Genomic DNA, 18,515 nt, shown 5'->3' with positions numbered 1-18,515 from the left:
ATTTATTGATTACCTTTGATTAGTTTACCGCCGACCCTGCCGCCAGCGTTCCCGGTTGCTGCTCCGGCTACCGCACCCACTCCGCTACCTGTTTTATTAGCTGCACTGTTTATGTTCCGGCTCATGTTACCCATTCCGCCCGCCTGAATAATCCAGTTCGATACGGTGGGGATGGTGAAGTAACCGATGATGCCGATTATCATAAAAATTATGTACACGCTATTACTTCCGTCCGGTATAAAATTGGGGTCTGATAGTTCCTGAATATCCTTTTGGAGCATAAGCACCTGTATTCGGGCAAGAATCGAACTGAACAGGTCTGAAACAGGCAGCCACAGGTAAACGGAAATGTACCTTGTTATCCATTGGGTCAGTGTCGCCTGAAAGCCATCATACACGCTGATGGCAAAGGCTATCGGACCCAGTATCGCCAGTACGATAAGGAAAAATGTTCGGATAGTGTCTATCACAAGGGCTGCCGATTGAAAGAGCAGTTCCAAAAGTTCCCTGAACCAGTCCCGGACGGATTGCTTGATATTGTGGGCTGCCCTATCCATGTACATACCGCCCATTGTGGCAATATCTTTGGCAGACCACCCCAGTTCGTCTATCTGTTTATCAAACGCTTCATCCGAAACAAGGTAAGCCGTTTCCGGATTACGCACCATCGCTTCATATTCCAGCTTGTCCTTTTGTTCCCGGTAGGCGTTCATATCGAAAGTTTGCGTTTCGAGCATATTGTTACACCCCTTGACTACGGGTGACATCACGCTGTTAATCGTACCCAGTACGAACGTGGGGAAGAACATAATACAGAAGCCAATCACAAAGGGACGGAGCAAAGGGTAAACGTCTATCGGTTCGGCACTGGCGAGCGACTGCCATACTTTGGCAGCCACATAGAACAATGCGCCCAGTCCCGCTATTCCTTTGGCTACCCCCGCCATGTTCCCGCATAAAGGCATCATATCCGTATATAAACTACGGAGTATTTGATGCAGGTTATCAAATTCGATAGCTAATAACATATCTTTGATTTATTAGAAGTTACCAGTAACGTTCATCCGCCGAGCCGTAAAGAGCCATTACCCGGTCGGTGTCCTTTTTCTTTTTCGTCCGCAGGTAGGAAACAGAAATATTCTTGCGGGTATAGTAACTCACCAAATCCCGGTAGTTCCTGATGGCGTTATACGTCCGGTCGATAACGTCCATCCGTTCCTTATCCGACATAGAAAGCCCGTTGATGTTCACCACGCTTTTCATTTCTTCCAGCACATCGGAACTTTCCTGCAACAGTTGGGTATAGCCGTAGGCAATGGCGGAAAGTTCGTCCGGCGTGTAGTTTTCATCCGAAAGCATCTTCTGAAAACTGTTCACATAGATGTCGGAAATCTCTCCGATAAGCAGGATGGACTTTTGCACCTTGCGGGCATCTTTGACAAGGTTATGCACTGATTTAAGCCTGTCATAGTATTCCTTACCTTGTTGGTAAATCTTTACCGTTTCCTGAAAATTCTTTATCATATTCTGTGCGGTGGATGATGTCTGCACGATATTTTTTGACGCATTGATAATCCCTTGCGCCAAATTGCCGGGGTCACTCACCACCCACTGTGCGCTTACCTTTCCGGTAAACAGGCTGCATACTACGAGCAGCATTATAATCTTTGTTCTCATACGCTTATTTCTTTATTGGTTGTTTACTCCGTTTGTATTCTCCACCGGGTGAAAGAAGAATCCGGTCGTTCTCTTTGTCGTAGGTCAGCAAGACGGAAAGCCCCGTTTCGATGAACAGGTTTCCATCCTGTTCTGAAATCTGATAGCTTTCCGTTTGGATAGTCCCCCGATAGGTCTTTCGATAGGTCGTTACCCGGTAATGCCCGTTTTCCTCAAAAAGGGTAAACGCCGGACGGTTTTTCACGCTTTCCCAGTCGCCACGCATCGCCCTAAGACGGTCGGCGTTCGTTTCCTTATAGGAGGAAAGCCCCAGTAGCAAGGTGCATAACAGCACCGGAAACAGGATTTTTAAATGTTTCATACTGATTGATTATTAAATTGTTAATTGATTATTTTTCGGGATTGCGCTTGCTTTCGGCAAGCCGTTTGATGGCAAGTTCGAGGTTGCCACCTAACTTTTCGGACAAGGCGAAAAGTTCCATCTTTTCCGTTTCTTCCGTTGTGTATGTAAAATATTCGTCCAAACTTACTTCTGTCGCATAAACGGCTGACTGTGTGCCGCCTAAGCCTATCCAAACTTCCTTGTATTTCCGGTTCGGATGATTGGCAAGGTTGATGGAAAGCACCTGTGAACGTTCCTTATCGGTCAGTCCCAAAAGGTTCTGTATGCTGTCGAATTTATTAAGGTACTTCCGTTGGTCGAGCAAGATTTTGCAATCCGAATTGTTTATAATGCTCTCTTTTACAATGGGTGAGGAAATAATATCTTCCACTTCCTGTGTAACTACAATCGCTTCGCCGAAATACTTTCTGACGGTTTTATAGAGGTACTTGATGTAATCCGCCATGTTTGCCGATGCAATCGCTTTCCACGCTTCTTCTATCAATATTAATTTCCTGATACCCTTTAGTTTACGCATTTTGTTAATGAACACTTCCATGATGATAATCGTAGTAATCGGGAATAAAATTTTGTGGTCTTTGATATTATCCAACTCAAAGACAATGAAGCGTTTATGTAACAAATCAAGCTCCTTGTCGGAGTTCAGCAGGTAGTCGTATTCGCCCCCTTTGTAGTAAGGTTCTAATACATTCAGGAAGTTATCTATATCGAAATCCTTTTCCCGGACGTTCTTTTCTTGCAGGTGTTCCCGGTAATCGGTTTTCACATACTCGTAGAACGTATTAAAGCAGGGAGTAACCGAACTGTCTTTAGTAATCAGTTCGATATAGGAACTTACAGCGTTCGACAAAGCCACTTCTTCCGCCCGTGTGGGTGCTTCATCATCCCTTTTCCATAAGGTTAGGATAAGCGTTTTGATACTCTCTTTCTTTTCAATATCAAATACCCCATCTTCCACATAGAAAGGATTGAACGCTATCGGGTTTTCAGTGGTATAGGTGAAATATATCCCATCTTCCCCGTGCGTTTTCCGGTTTATCATTTCACACAGCCCCAAATAACTGTTTCCGGTATCGACTAATAGCACGTGCGCATTTTGTTCGTAATACTGGCGCACCATGTGGTTGGTGAAGAATGACTTACCGCTACCACTTGGCCCAAGTATGAACTTGTTGCGGTTGGCTATAATTAATGTGTATAATTTTCTATCTATTTAATACTGAATATCATGGATTTATAGCGTAGGATATATCAATATTAACATTTTACAAACATGCAATTTGCATACAAATAGAGTGGTTATAAGAAAACAGAAAAGGATATTTGTTGTTAATGGGTAAATGTGGTAGGAGATGTTTTTATATCTGTTTTCCCTCGTTTTTCAGTGAAAAATAGACATGATACAGGCGAAAAGAAGAATACTGTTTTTCTTTTCGCCTGTATATATATTTTGCTGTCTATAAAAGTAGGTTTAGTTCGTTTTGGATATATAGACAAAGGGATAAACTAAACTTGCAATGTATAGGAAAGCCTTTTCTTGAATATTAAAAGTTAATTTGTTCAAACTTAATAAGAAAAAAATAGCTTAACAAGCTGTTCTATTATTAACTTTCCCTATATTTGAGTGTTGTTTATATAACTGGTTATGAAACATTTTCTACCCATATTATTTATATTTTCTTTCAATCTTGTCAGCCCACTTTTAGCACAAGACAAGAATTGTGCAGATATGTCTGCTTTATTAGAGAACAAAATATGGAAAGTGCAACTTCCTAAAGACAAACAATATGCAATGGAAATGGAATTTCGTAGTGCCGGATGGAGAACTACGTTTCTATATGATGAAAAACAAACCAAAACATTTTATTCCTATTCTTTGCATGGAGATACTATCAAAGTTTTTGAATCGGGTAAAAATTGTATCATTCAAGAACTTACAGATAGTACTCTGACATTCCTTTATCTACCGGAAAGTTTGACAATCGGAGTTGCGCCTGTCAGATGTACAACAGATAACAGTATTCAAGGGCTACGAGAGAACGAAAAACGATTGGATAGTATTTGGCGCAAAGAAGATATTTGGAACAAGGGTACTGCTCCTATCAATAAAACTCAGGCTATCAAAGAATATCCCCGATGGGCTGTATGGGATTATGACTTGGAAAAGTATTTCGTTTCTCAAATGAAATACCCCAAAGAGTTACTGAAAAAGAATGTGGCAGGTCATTCTGTTGTGATGTTTTCCATCGACACACTGGGTTTACCTCGTGAAATCAATATTCTGACTACTATCCATAAAGAGTTTGACAAAGAAATAATTAGATTAACAAAAGAACTTCCACACTGTCTGCCTTGCAGGGATAAGAACGGTAAACGAATAGAATGCTTCCATACAGTATATGTACCATTCTTACCACAACATTATAGAGATAGAGTAAAATCGGACAGCATTGCAGAGGAAGAATTGAAACAAAGTTTTGTGGAATGGGAAACTGTGTCTTATTTTGAAAAAGCAAATCCGTATGCAGTTACCAACTACATCAATGAACGCCTAACATACGACCCCAAGCTATTGAACGGCAAAAAAGAAGCCAAAGGGATTTATACGATACGAATTGATTCTTACGGAGAAATAATAAAGGTAGAAACCTTACGAAGTTGTGGCATACCTGAATGGGATAAGCAAGTATTGCAAATCATAAAAGGTATGCCACGGTGGACTCCTACCATCAATTATTACGGGAAAGGTGAATATCACAACTCCGTTTGGACTGTACCTGTTTTATTTAAAAATGATAATCGGTAAATCCTTGAATGAACATCGTGATTATAATTGAATTATCAAAACAGAAATTAAATTTAAACTAAAAAATGGGAACATTAGGCTGTATAAATGATATGCTACAACGGGACAAAGAGAACCGTGAGCTTCGCAAATTGAATAAAGAAAGGATGAAAGAACATCATAAATACCTCGTAAACAAGGGAAAAAATATTAATTTATCCAACATTTCCATTGAAACGATAGAGGAAATCCGTAAAAATACCATAGCAAAAGAACAGTCAGACCAAATTTATCTATTCAAGGCATATATAATTTTTGCAATATGCCTTTTAGGATTATTTTTATTGGGCATACTTTGTTATAAATTATTCTTCTGAATACCTAACGACATGCTGTCCGAAGAAAAATAAATGAATTTGAAAAGCCGGGCGATAAACATGATTCATCACTCCGGCTTTACTCCACTTATGGCTTACCTAGTTTATCGGCTTCCTTTCTCAACAGCTCGGCTTGTTCATTGAGTAGCCTTGCACGCTCCAACGCTTCCGCCTGCTTCCTGCTGCGATACTCAAAATCTATCACAGAATCGGTTAGACTTTGGATAAAACCGTTATCCCTCTGCCAATTGAATTTGGTTTCCAGTATATCAAAGACTTCCCCGTCTGCCTGTCCTTGCATCAGCAAATAGCGGTATTTCATATCGTTGTCCTGCAACTGCTGCATACGTTCAGCCAAACGGACATTCAAGAATATGGAAACGGAACAGACAACCAGCACTGCCGAAAAAACAAACAATTCCGGACGAATCCAAGAAGCGACCTTGTTGTAAATCCGTTGATAGAACGGTAAGGGCGTAGCTTCCTCTTTATCCGTCCTGCAAGAGCCCAAAGTATCAATCATCACCTTGAAACAACGGTAGGTTTCCAATGTTATTTTCTTGGTGTCCTCTATGTTCTTCTGCTGACCTTGCATCCTGCTCCTTATGTCGTCAAGTTGGCTTTGAATAACCTGCAACTTTTCTTCGGGAACAGCCGAATTACTGTGCAGTTCCGACAACGCTTGTTCGATTGTTCCCAGCCGTTCGAGAGTTTCCTCCCGGCTGGCTGGCGTTACCTGTGCTTCCAGCTTCTCTTTCAGTTCCGTAACCATAGAGAGAAGCCCCTCTAAAATCAAATTGTCTTCCATGTCTTTACAATTTAAGTTGTTTTTTCTTTTTCTTCTTCTTTCTCAAATTAAAATTAGGTTCTTCATCCACTGGGGGAGAAGAAGCGGAAAACAGACCGAGTGAACCTGTTATCAACGGGCTGTCAGCCTTGCTCGGTGCAGGTGCCTGCTCCCGAACGGGTGCGAAAGTTGTTTGCCGTTGGCTTTCGGCAACATTCATTCCTGCATCCCCGAAACATTTATCCAGTTTGGAAAAACAGAAACTGCGGTCTATCTCCGAACCCTTGAACGTGTATTCGCCTTTGGAAATGGATATGCCCTGTATCTCGCTTGTCTGTCCCTTATACTTGAACTGGATAGCAATACCCATTTCCGCTAACCGCTGCTGTAACTGCTGCCAGTTACGGGATTTGCCGATTTCATTCTTCACAGCCGTGTAAATCTCGTATTTCGACTTGTCCGGCTCTTTCAATCGGTGCTGCTTCACCTGCTCTTTCCCCTTGGCGAAATAAAGCCCGTGTTTGGCTTTCAGCTTCTTGCATACCTGTTCGTTACGGTACATGTCGTTCCTGTCCGAAATGCTCTTGCCGTTGTTGTCTATGCGGTTGAACACGATATGCACATGTGGATGTTCCCGGTCTTGGTGGCGCACGATGATATACTGCGTATCGGTGATTTTCATTTCACGCATATACTCCTGCGCAAGCTGTATCATCTTCCCGTCCGTCAATTTAGGTGCATCCACTGCCGAATAGCTTAACGCAATATGTCCTACCGGCTTTTTCAAGTCGGGATTCATCCCGGTCTGCATACAGAAGCTGCGGATTATATCGCTCCGGCTTTCCGTCAGAACTCCGTCCGCATGAAGCAAAACCGCCTGCTCCTTGCCAAGCACATAGTTCACACAGCCCTTAAAACCGCTTCCCTTTTTTATTTTTCCAATCATCCGACAAATGGTTTATGATTTCAACAATCCTATCTTTGAGCTTCAAAAGTTCCACCGCAACCAGTGCGAAACCTCCGGCATTCGCCCGGTGCGCCAACTGATTGATGTTGTTGGCTTCCCCTGCCAGCTTGCGGATGGTGTCCGCATCCTGCCTGTTCAGCCGGGGGATGACCTCTGCCGAAACAACCGCCTGCCGGACATACTCACTGATACGTAACCCGGCTTCCCCGGCTCGCTTTCTGATGGCGTAATACTGCAACTCGGTCAGTTTCGTACTGACTACTTTTTTCTGCTTGTCCGTCCGTTTTTTTGCCGGACGACCGCCCGGCTTGTCCTGTATCTTCTTCATGTCTTTTTACTTTTAGGTGGTATATTAGAAATTGCGACCAACGGGAGCGATTTCCTTTGCGGTGAGCAAAGCAAGATGGTTTCGGTATACCGAAACATAACCTTGCTCTCCAAATAAACCGCCAGCCGTTGGTAGTCCTGCCGGATTAAATGCCCCTGCCTCTCTTTTGTCTTGGGGCGGCACGTTGTCCGGTTTCCTGCTTCGTTTCCTGCACTTGGCTGGCTGCGTTTTTCCGTTCCTGCTTCCTGCCGCACAGGTAATCGTTCAAGTCCGAATATCCCCTGTAATTGTGTGAGAAGTCACGTACACGGTAGGAGTATTCCAACTCGATATCCCGTGTCGCTTCATATCCAGCCTTGTCATTGTCAAGCATACAGTGGATGCGTTCATACGGGGACATCACGTCAAGGGCTTTCGACACATTGGCGGTAGAGTTAAGAATGACATAATCCTGCCTGTCAAGGTCGGGCATGGTCGGACAGTTCCTCATGCGGAGCGTAAGGAAAGAGAGGTAGTCCATGAAACCCTCGAACACCAGACATTTCTCTCTCGGCTCTCCCTGCTGCCGTATATGGGTGATGTCTTTCGGGGCGATGCAGCCTTTGAAAAAAGAGTTGCGCACCTCATAACCTCCTGTCATGTTCGGGAAACCGATAGCGAAGAACGGTCTGCCGTTATTGGTAAAATGGAGTTCCTTACATTCTCTTTTTGCCAGTTCGATATTGATACCCCGTCCCTGCAAGTAACGGAGCAATGCCGGATGGGTAAGGTCACGGACTTCCAAATGCTGGAAACTCGGTTCTTTCCTACGCTGGGGAAAAGAAAAACTGACCGGACGGATGTGCGGTGTCTGTTCCGCTATCCGGTTTAAAAGGTATGGCAAGCTGTCGGAACAATAGAGTTCCTTTGCCAGTGCGATGATGTTGCCGCCCTTGCCTGCGCCAAAGTCATACCAAAGGTTGCGGTCAGTGTTCACCTTGAAAGACGGTTCGTGTTCCTCCCTTAACGGTGATTTGTACCATAAGCCGTTACCCTGCTGCTTGACAGGAGAGTAACCTAAACTATGCAGATAGTCTGCGATGGGTATTTGTTTTACATCTTCGATGTTCATAACATTTTCTTTTTTGGGGATTAAAAAATAGTTGAAAAATGCGCCAGTCCTGTTTAGTTCGTTATATATATACCCGTACCATACTAAACCTGCTTGTTCCGATACAGGGAAATAGTAAGTCCGTTCCTCTTATATATACACCCGGACTAAACCAAACTGACTTTTAATAATGGAAATCGGGATTATAGCGGTAACCCTTACCCTCTTTCACAATCATGCGCTTGTTCACAAGGAACTTGTTCAGTTCCACATGGATATTGCGCCCACGCTCGTAGCCGATACTTGCATAGCCTTGTTTCAAGGTCTTTAGGACATTCTCGTAACCATATATAACCTGTTTGCCAAAACCGTTTTCCAAAGCCGTCCTGTGCTGTTGCTCCGTCAGTTCTGCCAGTGGAAAGCCCCTGTCTTGGCTGGGCTGCTTGAATACATAACCGTCCACAGCTTCCGGCAATGCGCTGTCGTTGATACGGAATGCGAACGGGTCAAACTCCCGGTCACGTATGTGCATCGCCTTTACCTCGCTTATGTTACCGTCCTGCTGGCTTTTCGTGATTTGCAGGACGGTTTCAGCCTTGTTGTTCAACTCCGTACCGATATGCCCCCTTGTGTTGTCATCCCCCTTGTTCAAATGCAGTACGGTATGGATATGCAGGTTATATCCGCTTGACCAGCGCATTAAGAGGTTGATTAGGTCTGTCGATTCGCTGGGGCTGTTGATGTCGTACATCAAATCACGGATTCCGTCAATGATGAGCAACCCCACATCGGGCATATTTTCCAGCATATAGCCGATAATCTGCTTCCGCTTGTCGGGTGTCTGCTCCCTTAGCACGATGAAAACAAAATCCTCCCTGTCCTTGTCGGTAGGCAGTCCTGCAAGCCGCAAAATACGCTCCATTACCTTATGGCAATGGTATTTGCTCTGCTCGGTATCTACATAGAGGATTTTCCGTTTGTTCGGTGGCAGGCATGCCGAATACTTCAGTACCTCGTCATTCTTCAACGCTGCCGCAACGATAGCGGAGATGTTGAATGTCTTTTTGCTCTTGGCTTTACCCGTGGATGCGCTGAAATTACCCAGCGTGCCAATGGTAGAGCCGTTCACCCAAAGTATTTCGGGCGGCACTTCATAAGTGTCCGTCACTTTCAGATGAATGGTTTTCCAAAGGGCTGCGAAATCCTCTTTCTGCATGGTGACATCCTGCCCGGCTTCTTCTTTCCTCTTATTTTCCATAATTACGGATTTTCCGGTTTGCGCTCTTGGCGATGGCGAGTGCCGCCTCGTCCTTGTCGTTTACCCTTTTTGCAAGGTTTTCCGCCCACGTGAGAAGCTCTTTCCGTGAGAAAAGCAATTTGTTCCCGTATTTGCGGAACGGCACTTCCTTTTTGGCGGTCAGCTTGTAGAGCCGTGCCTTTGAAATCAGAAAACCGTGTCGTTCCAGCACCTCTACCGCCACATCGGGCGTGAGGTTGTCGGGTTCGTTCCTCGGCTGGGTGAATCCAGCCAATGACTGGGAAACGGTTTCGCTCACGATAGCCCGGAGTTCTTCGGGCGTTGTCAAAATAATGTTTGTCATATTTTCTTCCTTTTTTAGTTATTACTTGGCTACCGTCATAGCCGTTGCAACCGGTTGATGCCGCAAAGGAAGAATAAAAGAAACCGATTATTCAATTACTAATCACTTGACACAGACCGGACAACTTGGGACAATGCAGGACATCCGGCAAGATTGGAACGGGATAAAAAAGGGACAAACGATGTATTGGCGATTTTTGTCCTTCCAACACACCGTTTGTCCTATGTATGTTAAGTGATTATGCGAATGCCGCTATTTTACATCCTTTAACCTTTCAAGTTGGGAAACGACTTCTTTTATTACGAAATATTTGCTTCCCGACAGCCCTATGTCCGAACGGGATATGAAACCGAGTTCCTCCCACCGGGCTACGGTCTGCCTGCTCACGCCCGCCATTTTCGCCAATGTCTTTTGGTCTATCAGTTCCCTGCCCTCGAATACGGGGTACTTGTATTTACGGGTGGCATGGCTGAACCTTATTTTCTCTATCGCCTTGTCCACGTCTTTGACGGCGGGGGGAATATATGATTTTACTTGCAGTACGGCTTCTTCTATTTCGTAGCCTGCATATTCGGGATTCTGCGCCAGTTCCCCGTAAATGGCACTGAAACATTCAAGGTGTCTAATCTTCACCGTCTTGGTTTTCTTGTTCGGCATGGCTCAATCGAATTTGGTTAATAACTGCGCATTCCTTATCCGCTCCTCCTGCTCGAAACTGGCGAGGTAGTTCTCCGTGATGGCAAGGCTTGAATGCCCCAAACTCTCGGATATGTAAGCGATGTTCGTTCCGCTACGTTTTAAGACAGTCGCATAGGAATGCCGGGCGGAATAGGTCGTGAAACGGGGGACACCGACAGCTTGGGCTATTTTAGCCAAAGCGATGTTGCAACGGTGCGTTACCCGTCTGACAATATTGGAAATGACAAATTCGTCCTCCGTGTCTTTGGCATACTTGAAAAGGAAAGTATCGGGATTCCCTTCGTCCGGGTTTCCCCACCGTTTTATAATATCCCGCATTTCGGGAGTGAGCACCGCCCTTATTTCCCGTATATGGTTGGACGTGTGCGATGTCTTGGAGCGTACAAAGCAGATTTCACCGTCCACGATGTTCCCATACCGCAAGAAAAGCATATCCCTGAAATTGATTCCGTTGCACAGGTAGGAGAAAAACCAAAAGTCCCGGTACTTTTCAACGGTCTTGCTGCCCTTGTATGTCACGACTTTTTTTATCTGTTCCATCGTCAAGGCTAACTTTCGGCTGTTGCCGCTCGGAATCTCGTACTTTCCCCTGCCGAACGGGTATTGGGCTTCTTTCAAAATCCCGTTGCGCCTTGCGTCATTCACCACACATTTAAGGGCTTTCATATAGAAATTTATGGTGGTGACGGTCTTGCCCTCGTTCCGCAGGAACTTGTCAAGGCGTGACAGCCAGTCCGCAGAAACCGCAGAGAACGGCACGCTGCCGCCTGCGAACCGTTCTATGCTTTTCAACGTGCTGCGATAGTTATAATAGGAATTTACCTGCCCGTTGAGTTTGAATGCGTCTATTTTCCCCTGTATGGCTGTGTTAAGGGTTGTACCAGTACATCTGCCCAACCTCATGCTGAGCGCATCGAAACAGAAGTCCCCACGTTCCGCAAGGGCTTCCACTTGGCTTTTTATGATGGAGAAACTGTTTTCCACGCTTGCCCGTATCTCAATCAGTCTGCGGCTCTTGCTTTCGGCAAGGATTTCCCAGTCCTCTTTGGACAATTCCTTTCCGGTGGAATAATATTTCTGCTTGCGGTTGTGTATCACTTGTATCTTGACAGGGAACAGACCGCTTTTCTTCGCCCTGCGTGCATCCAGTACCGACAGTACGGATATGCCATCTTTTGAATACTTGAACATAGGCTGCCTTGTTTATTGTTATATGTCTATTTTGTACATACGATTTGCATACAAAAATAGAGATTATCGGAAAAAATAGCAAATCAAAAGCCAAATCATTTTCCTAACAATCTCTAAATATCAGCTATTTATATATAAATTCAAACAATATAAAAACGGCAAAAATATAGGGTATTATTACGATTGGTAATGATACCCCGTTTCATGGGTAAGTCTGAAATGTCAATGTGCAAGGGCTTTCCCGTTACCCTATCCACCATCTTGATACCAAAGGGGGAAAGCGAACTTTTGTAGTTCGTTTCTTCGGTAAACAGGCAAAGAGCCTGTTCTATAAAGGTGTAGAAACTTTCTTCCGCCGGAAAGTCCGCCTGATTGCCGGGTATGCCCGCCCAAAACAGGGTCGGCGTGTCGGTGGTGTTGTGGCGTGGCTTGCACTCCATAAGTGCGAGCTGTGACCCCACATCATTTTTAATGTGTTTCAGTTCGTCCCGGTCGTCACTCCATGCCATGATATTACAATGGCAACGGACGGAGATAAGCCCCAGTGAATGGGCTTCATTCAAATATTCCTCTATCCAAGACTTGTTAATCTGATTGGCACGGCTGTATTTGGAAAGGGAGTGCATATTGCGAGCCATCTTTTCAAACTGTTTCAGGTTCTCCGTATGGTCGTCAATGAAGATGTACTGGTTATAGATATGATTGCAGGAGAGCAGTACGCCCACCGGAGAAGCAAAAGATAACCTGCAATCGCTCCGGTCGGTGGATAGCTTTTCATAACGGGTATCTGTTCCGACCTTTCCCGGCATATCTTCGGCATCCGAAAGGGTATGCAGGCAAAGAATGTCATCCCCAATCTTCATTTCGTCAGCCCCCAGTGAGATATCTTTGAGCATGGTGGTGTCGGTCTGTGAGAGTGAAAAGTATTTTTCTACGATACCCGCCGTTTCCCGTGTTCCGATTATCTCGTCCGAAGTCAGACGGGTAAGGGTAATGAAACCGCTATCGTTCATAATGCTTTCAAACTGTCCCACCGCTTCAAGAAACTTTGTAACCGTTTCCCTGTCCTTTATCTCTTTGGGGACAAGGAAGCCCCGGCAAAGGGTGGAAAAGTTACTCTGCATCCGGCTACGTTCCTTTGTCGTTTTTGTCAGGAACAAATAGCAGGTATGGTTTAAGAACGGTCGTTCATTGAAATGGCGTTCAAAAGAACGGGAAAGGAAACTCAAATCATCCTTTTGGATGTCAGGCGCATAGTTCTCTTTGATGAACCAGTCCTGTTTGTGTACGATGCTGTAATCGGGCAGCACCTTTACCGCCTTGTTCCAAGCGGAATGTATCGCTTCGTATTCGGCTGCCGTGACGGTGAACAGTTCGGGCAGTTCCACCCGGAACGCCACTGTTATGTCGGCATCTTTGGAAACGATGCACCCGTTTTCCACGGTGAACAGTGGAAACTTGTTTTCCAGCGTGGTAGCTTTTAATATATTTCTCATTTCGATGTTTGTTTTAAATGGAATAATCGGGATATGGCTTTGCGGTTGATGATATGGAAAGGGTGGCTTTTGCGTGCGGACAATTTCATTAACCCATGTGTCCCGTACTTCTCGTTCAGCCGGAATGTCTGCCATACAAGCAGCGTTGCCGAGGTAACGCCGAAGATGATGCACACCCACTGGTTGATACCCACCATGTACATGATGATGAAAAGTACGAACAGGGCTAACAGCCCGCCCGCAAAAATGAAAAGATACTGGCTTTTCAACCCTTTAAACTCAACTGGCTTGCCTATCCCCCTGTTAATCGGATAGTCTGCCATAGTCCGTTCTTTTAGAGGAAGAATGAACGCAGGATGGTGGCAGCTACAATCAAAAAAATACACGCACCGAACCATGATGCCGCCGTTTTACTGGTGTCAGGGTCGCCACTGCTGAACTTTCCATACACTTTCACGCCGCCAATCAAGCCGACCACCGCACCGATAGCGTAAATTAATTTTGTCGCCGGGTCAAAATAACTGGTTACCATATTGGTGGCTTCTGTAATACCCGCCATGCCGTTACCTTGTGCAAAAGCAGAGGATGCAGCCAATAGAGCGACTGCCGAAAAGAGAACTTTCTTTTTCATTATAAATACATTGATTTTTAAATAGCCGGGCGGTTGGATAGTCCGCCCGGCGGAGTGATTAATAATTGATATTTTTGTGGTTGCGGGGGAGTGTCCCCAGTGTTCAGAAAGGTTTGTCTTAACCGTAATCTCTTTGTTTCATCATCTTATTATTTAAAGTTTACCATTAAAGAAAATCGTTCATGTCAAAGGCTGCCATTTCATTACTTCCGGCAGCCGGGACGGTGGCGGGTACGGGTATCTCATGCTTTTGTAAAAGTTCCGCCACCCGTGACCTGCCCCCGTTAATCTGTTCCACCAGCGAATGAAACAGGTTTGTTTCCGTCCGGCAGATGGTTTGTACCACTTGCCGTTCTTCCGCTTCGGACGCTTGCTTAACCTGAATGACCTGTACCATTTGCGCCAGTTCCCCCAGCGTGATGCCCTGTGCCATTTCAGGCTCACCGCCGCCCATGTAACAGGCGATTTCTTCCGCTTCGATTTCATCCGGCGAAACGTCTGTTTCTTCTGCATCTTCCGTTTCAAATTCCATTTCAAACTCGGTTTCAATCGCTTGCGGAATATCGGCGTTTCTTTCCTCTGCCAATTCGTTATCAGGCGTTTCAATCACCGTTTCATCATTTTGCGGGACAAATATAGAAGCATTATCAACCCCTTTTGAAAGGTGTCCTAAGATGTCCCCGTTTGTCCTCATTTGTCCCATCCGGTAACGGCTTGCACCTACAAGGCAATCACTGTTTCCGGTTTTCCCGGTCGGTTTGCTTTCCGGTTGTTCCGGCTGCTTTTTCCTACCCGTGAACCATGTTCCCAAGCTATCCCTGTATCGCCATAAGAGGATGGCGTAATACAGGAGTGTTCCGATAATAAACCACTTCAACATATCAGAACGGCTTTTCAAATTTGCTTTCGTACAGTTCGTTTATCTCGTCCTGAAACTGGTCGAAATGCCGGAGCAGGATATTTTCTACATAGCTGCTCACGGTCGCCTTGCGTCCGCCGATAACGGTTACTATCTTCATTAGCTTTTCATGGGTGGTACGGCTGACGTACAACGGCTGACGGTCGGTCAAGTCCACCCGCATGAAGTAGGTTTCCCGGTAATCGCCCGGAGTGTTCTTTTTCCGGCGGGCAGGTTCTTTCGCCGCCTTTTCTTCCTTTGGCTCTGCCTTGATTTCCCCTTTATCTGCCGTTTCCGGCTTATCATCCGGTTTGTCCGGTGTTTCTACTGCCGTTTTCACCGTCACTGTTGGTGTTTCCTGTTTCTTCACGGGTAAGCCCTGTGAAATAATCTCTTTCATAAAATCCTCGTCTATTTGCGGTTTCCCGCCGCTTTGCTTTGCCATATCGTTACAGTTTTATAAGGTATGCGATTTCGGTTATCAGTTCTTCCATGTTGCTGCCCTTTACCAGCCGTTTGTCCGCCGGAAACAGCGTGGAACGGAACACGGTTTTACGCAGTGCGTCCAGTTCCTTTTTAAATCTTTTGGTGTCCGGGATAAATACTTTCATAAGGGGCAGTTCCAGTTCCCTGATGGTCTGCTCATAGAGGGTGTAGAGGTCTGTTTTCTCTCTGCCATCTACCATGTTCCAAAACAGGTGCAGCCCTTTTAGTCGGCACGCTTCATTTTTCACCAGCAGTTTATGGATAGCCACCGCAAAGGAAAGGCTGCTTTCCAATACCACCCGGTCGGCAGCAATGGGAGTGAAAATATAATCCACCCCTGAAAGGGAGTTGATTACGCCCTCACTGTTCACCGTTCCCGGCAGGTCGAAAAAGACCACATCGTAGTCCGTCCCGACAGACGCAAGAAATTCATCCGCCGTTTTTATCGCTTCGTCCAGTGAACTGCAAAGGACAGGGTACGCTTTCTTTCCCAGTGTCTTGAACTGGTGAAAGGCAAGCTGTTTGTAATACTCATCGCTGTTCACCTGTTCGGCATCCCGTTTACGCATGGCGGAAATGGAATGTTGAGGGTAGTCGCAATCCACGACCGCCACGTTATAGCCTTTCAAGTAATACAGGTAACTTGCCACCAAGACGGTGAACGTTGTTTTGCCGACCCCGCCCTTTTGGGTGGAGAAAGCCACATACAAGGTCTCTTTCTTCATTGTAATAATTCTTTTTTGTGATACATCATTATTGTTTTCCATCCGTACAATTTGACGGATGGTTTTCTTTCGTTCCATACTGAAAGCATGAAAGCCGGAATGACTGCTATTATTCTGCAAAGCCGGATTGTTTTCTTTCTTGCTTCTTTGTTTTCATTCATTCCACAAAGGCAGCTTGCTTTCTTTGCAGCCTGTTTGCTTTCCCGATTGAATGACTGCTTTCTTTCAATCATTCCATCCGGTTTGCTTTCCTGCTTTCTTGAAAGATTGCAATCTTGAAATCTTGTTTTCAAGTTTTCAAATCCGCTTTCTTTCCGTCCGCTTGCCGATACATATTTCCATCTATCCATATTGCTTTCCGTCTTAAATCCGGGACAAATAAACATAGAAAAACGCCCCCTTTCGAGAAGTGTCCTCAAATGTCCCCGTTTGTCCTCATTTGTCCTATAACCTGCTATTTCACAGTATTTTTAATACCCGTTACTTTGCATCCGAAAGGTATCGGTCAGGCTAACCAAGCCCTCGGTGTCGGGAGCGTTCCAATATCCGCTAACTCCAATCCATCGGTAGATGGATTTTTATTTGCACTGGCAAATAGCAAGGTGTGTTCTAAGCAGCTTACAATTCTTTCAGCAGCTTTGAACGCCTTGCCCGGACGAAGCCGGGATAGGGTCACTCCGAAGTCATAACCCTTTAAAAAAAGAAGCATGAAACAGAAAAATGAAAATGCGCCCCATCCGGGTGGCGCAGGACGCAAGCCCAAAGCAGACCCGGCAGTGTTCCGGTACTCTATCAGCTTCAATGCGATAGACCACGCCCGCTTTTTGGCATTGTTCGACCAGTCCGGTATGCGCACGAAAGCGCATTTTATCACCGCCCGCATCTTCGGCGAACCGTTCAAAGTGATTAAAATCGACAAGGCGGCGGTAGAATATTATACCCGGCTGACCGCTTTATATTCCCAGTACAGGGGTATCGCTGTGAATTACAATCAGGTGGTAAAGGCTCTCAATACCAATTTTTCAGAGAAGAAAGCACTCGCATTTCTCTATAAACTGGAAAAGGCAACGATGGAACTTGCCGACCTGAACCGCCAAATTATTGAACTGACCCGTGAGTTTGAAACAAGATGGTTGCAAAGATAAGCGTAGGCAGTTCCCTGTTCGGTGCGCTTTCCTACAACCAAAACAAGGTCGATGAACAGCAGGGAAAGGTACTTTTAAGTAACCGGATGTTCGAGAGCGAGGACGGAAATTTCAGCATCCGGCGATGTATGGAGTGTTTCGATATGCACCTGCCCGCCGACCTGAAAACGGAAAAGCCGATTATCCATATTTCCCTGAACCCGCACCCGGACGATGTGCTTTCCGACAACCAGCTTGCGGATATTGCTAAAGAGTATATGGATAAGCTGGGGTACGGCAATCAGCCGTACATGGTTTACAAGCACGAAGATATTGCAAGGCATCATATACATATCGTTTCCATCCGGGTGGATGATACGGGCAAAAAGATAAACGACAAGTTCGAGCATGTACGCAGCAAGCAAATCACCCGTGAACTGGAACAGAAGTACGGGCTGCATCCGGCAGAGAAGAAACAGGCAGCCGACCGTCCCGAACTTAAAAAGGTGGACTACCGGGCAGGGGACGTGAAGCACCAGTTATCCAATACGGTGAAAGCCCTTGTCGGCAGTTACCGCTTTCAAAGTTTTACGGAGTACAAAGCCCTGCTATCTATATATAATGTACAGGCGGAGGAAGTGAAAGGGGAAGTGAACGGCAAACCCTATAATGGCATTGTCTATTCGGCGACCAATGACAAAGGAGAAAAGCAGGGAAACCCGTTCAAATCTTCTTCTTTGGGTAAGTCGGTAGGTTACGAAGCCATCCAAAAGCACATCAAGAAATCCGCAAAGGACATTCAGGACAAGAACCTGAAAGAACGCACCCGCCGGACGGTCGGCGCAGTGATGAAATCCGCTTGCAGCCGGGAACAGTTTATTACGGACTTGAAAGGGAAAGGCATAGATGTACTGTTCCGGCAGAACGATACGAGCAGGATATACGGTGTAACATTCATCGACCATGAAAACCGTACCGTCCTGAACGGGTCACGGTTGGGAAAGGACTTTTCCGCCAATGTGTTCAACGACCTGTTTACTGGATCCCGTACTCTTGCTACGGGAAACAGCAAAGCGGAAATGCAGGAACATACGCAAGGGAATAACCCGACCGGGCATCTTTCAGAGGGGACGGGTAAAGCCGTTGCCGGACTGTTCGGCTTGTTATCCGGCGGGAATGATACACCGCCCGATAACAGCCAAGTTCCGCCACCCAAGAAGAAAAAGAAGAAACAAAAACGTATTTATTAA

At 45.5% G+C, this 18,515-nt stretch carries 21 protein-coding genes and 2 pseudogenes; 4 read left to right on the top strand and 19 right to left on the bottom strand.

From position 1 onward, the window contains the following. Window positions 1-2: 2 nt before the first annotated feature. From traJ to BACINT_RS17725, 4 genes and pseudogenes are all read right to left on the bottom strand, one after another. Window positions 3-1,028: a conjugative transposon protein TraJ gene (gene traJ, locus BACINT_RS17740; protein ID WP_007665544.1), complete on the bottom strand. Its 1,026-nt coding sequence runs from the start codon at window positions 1,026-1,028 to the stop codon at window positions 3-5. Between the two features lie 19 nt (window positions 1,029-1,047). Beyond that, window positions 1,048-1,677, bottom strand: a complete 630-nt coding sequence (locus tag BACINT_RS17735; protein ID WP_007665542.1) for a DUF4141 domain-containing protein — start codon at window positions 1,675-1,677, stop codon at window positions 1,048-1,050. 4 nt (window positions 1,678-1,681) lie between these two features. Continuing rightward, a complete protein-coding gene (locus BACINT_RS17730; protein ID WP_007665541.1) occupies window positions 1,682-2,038 on the bottom strand; it encodes a DUF3876 domain-containing protein in 357 nt (118 codons plus the stop codon). A gap of 28 nt (window positions 2,039-2,066) precedes the next feature. After that, a pseudogene (locus tag BACINT_RS17725) lies at window positions 2,067-3,269 on the bottom strand (TraG family conjugative transposon ATPase); the annotation flags it as partial. Between the two features lie 456 nt (window positions 3,270-3,725). On the opposite strand from BACINT_RS17725, the gene BACINT_RS17720 reads away from it, so the two are divergent. Together BACINT_RS17720 and BACINT_RS17715 are read left to right on the top strand one after the other, a co-directional pair. After that, window positions 3,726-4,886 (top strand): energy transducer TonB, encoded by a 1,161-nt coding sequence (locus BACINT_RS17720; RefSeq protein WP_007665536.1) that lies wholly within the window; start codon window positions 3,726-3,728, stop codon window positions 4,884-4,886. A 65-nt stretch (window positions 4,887-4,951) separates the two neighbouring features. Next, complete coding sequence (locus BACINT_RS17715; protein ID WP_005856047.1) at window positions 4,952-5,242, top strand: hypothetical protein; 291 nt, start codon at window positions 4,952-4,954, stop codon at window positions 5,240-5,242. A gap of 88 nt (window positions 5,243-5,330) precedes the next feature. On the opposite strand, the gene BACINT_RS17710 is transcribed toward BACINT_RS17715, so the two are convergent. The 15 genes and pseudogenes from BACINT_RS17710 to BACINT_RS17640 all read right to left on the bottom strand — a co-directional run bounded on the left by BACINT_RS17710 (window position 5,331) and on the right by BACINT_RS17640 (window position 16,491). Further along, window positions 5,331-6,050: a hypothetical protein gene (locus BACINT_RS17710; protein ID WP_005856055.1), complete on the bottom strand. Its 720-nt coding sequence runs from the start codon at window positions 6,048-6,050 to the stop codon at window positions 5,331-5,333. A gap of 4 nt (window positions 6,051-6,054) precedes the next feature. Then, window positions 6,055-6,975 carry a relaxase/mobilization nuclease domain-containing protein gene (locus BACINT_RS17705; protein ID WP_007665529.1) on the bottom strand — a complete coding sequence of 307 codons (921 nt, stop codon included), beginning with the start codon at window positions 6,973-6,975 and terminating at the stop codon, window positions 6,055-6,057. Next, entirely contained in the window at window positions 6,941-7,324 is a 384-nt protein-coding gene (locus tag BACINT_RS17700; RefSeq protein ID WP_005856059.1) for a MobC family plasmid mobilization relaxosome protein, read from the bottom strand. Before BACINT_RS17700 ends, BACINT_RS17705 begins: the two co-directional genes overlap by 35 nt. Window positions 7,325-7,469: 145 nt before the next feature. Further along, window positions 7,470-8,435 (bottom strand): toprim domain-containing protein, encoded by a 966-nt coding sequence (locus BACINT_RS17695; protein ID WP_007665528.1) that lies wholly within the window; start codon window positions 8,433-8,435, stop codon window positions 7,470-7,472. A gap of 163 nt (window positions 8,436-8,598) precedes the next feature. After that, complete coding sequence (locus BACINT_RS17690; RefSeq protein ID WP_005856070.1) at window positions 8,599-9,672, bottom strand: AAA family ATPase; 1,074 nt, start codon at window positions 9,670-9,672, stop codon at window positions 8,599-8,601. Next, entirely contained in the window at window positions 9,662-10,015 is a 354-nt protein-coding gene (locus BACINT_RS17685; RefSeq protein ID WP_005856071.1) for a helix-turn-helix domain-containing protein, read from the bottom strand. The genes BACINT_RS17690 and BACINT_RS17685 overlap by 11 nt, the downstream gene beginning before the upstream one ends. A 252-nt stretch (window positions 10,016-10,267) precedes the next feature. Continuing rightward, window positions 10,268-10,672, bottom strand: coding sequence for a helix-turn-helix domain-containing protein (locus BACINT_RS17680; protein WP_005856072.1), 405 nt, complete (start codon window positions 10,670-10,672; stop codon window positions 10,268-10,270). Window positions 10,673-10,675: 3 nt separating this feature from the next. Beyond that, the gene (locus BACINT_RS17675) at window positions 10,676-11,905 is read right to left on the bottom strand and encodes a site-specific integrase (RefSeq protein WP_005856073.1); all 1,230 of its coding nucleotides are present in this window, start codon (window positions 11,903-11,905) and stop codon (window positions 10,676-10,678) included. A 176-nt stretch (window positions 11,906-12,081) separates the two neighbouring features. After that, window positions 12,082-13,401: pseudogene (locus BACINT_RS17670) on the bottom strand (TraG family conjugative transposon ATPase); the annotation flags it as partial. Beyond that, window positions 13,398-13,724, bottom strand: coding sequence for a DUF4133 domain-containing protein (locus tag BACINT_RS17665; RefSeq protein WP_007665525.1), 327 nt, complete (start codon window positions 13,722-13,724; stop codon window positions 13,398-13,400). The pseudogene BACINT_RS17670 and the gene BACINT_RS17665, both read right to left, overlap by 4 nt. Window positions 13,725-13,735: 11 nt before the next feature. Beyond that, a complete protein-coding gene (locus BACINT_RS17660; RefSeq protein ID WP_007216059.1) occupies window positions 13,736-14,032 on the bottom strand; it encodes a DUF4134 domain-containing protein in 297 nt (98 codons plus the stop codon). A 166-nt stretch (window positions 14,033-14,198) separates the two neighbouring features. Next, complete coding sequence (locus BACINT_RS17655; RefSeq protein ID WP_007665523.1) at window positions 14,199-14,912, bottom strand: hypothetical protein; 714 nt, start codon at window positions 14,910-14,912, stop codon at window positions 14,199-14,201. Between the two features lies 1 nt (window position 14,913). Next, the gene (locus BACINT_RS17650) at window positions 14,914-15,375 is read right to left on the bottom strand and encodes a DUF3408 domain-containing protein (protein WP_007665521.1); all 462 of its coding nucleotides are present in this window, start codon (window positions 15,373-15,375) and stop codon (window positions 14,914-14,916) included. Window positions 15,376-15,379: 4 nt separating this feature from the next. Continuing rightward, window positions 15,380-16,141: a ParA family protein gene (locus BACINT_RS17645; protein ID WP_007665519.1), complete on the bottom strand. Its 762-nt coding sequence runs from the start codon at window positions 16,139-16,141 to the stop codon at window positions 15,380-15,382. Next, entirely contained in the window at window positions 16,138-16,491 is a 354-nt protein-coding gene (locus tag BACINT_RS17640; RefSeq protein WP_044155345.1) for a hypothetical protein, read from the bottom strand. Before BACINT_RS17640 ends, BACINT_RS17645 begins: the two co-directional genes overlap by 4 nt. Before the next feature lie 357 nt (window positions 16,492-16,848). Here BACINT_RS17640 and mobA point away from each other — a divergent pair, with 357 nt between their 5' ends. Continuing rightward, complete coding sequence (gene mobA / locus BACINT_RS17635) at window positions 16,849-17,286, top strand: conjugal transfer protein MobA (protein WP_007665515.1); 438 nt, start codon at window positions 16,849-16,851, stop codon at window positions 17,284-17,286. Beyond that, window positions 17,271-18,515, top strand: coding sequence for a conjugal transfer protein MobB (gene mobB / locus BACINT_RS17630; RefSeq protein ID WP_007665512.1), 1,245 nt, complete (start codon window positions 17,271-17,273; stop codon window positions 18,513-18,515). Before mobA ends, mobB begins: the two co-directional genes overlap by 16 nt.

Origin of the sequence: Bacteroides intestinalis DSM 17393 (assembly GCF_000172175.1) — a bacterium.
Lineage (GTDB): Bacteria > Bacteroidota > Bacteroidia > Bacteroidales > Bacteroidaceae > Bacteroides > Bacteroides intestinalis.
The sequence above is the reverse complement of the archived record's forward strand: the minus strand, read 5'-3'. Positions and strand labels throughout refer to the sequence as shown.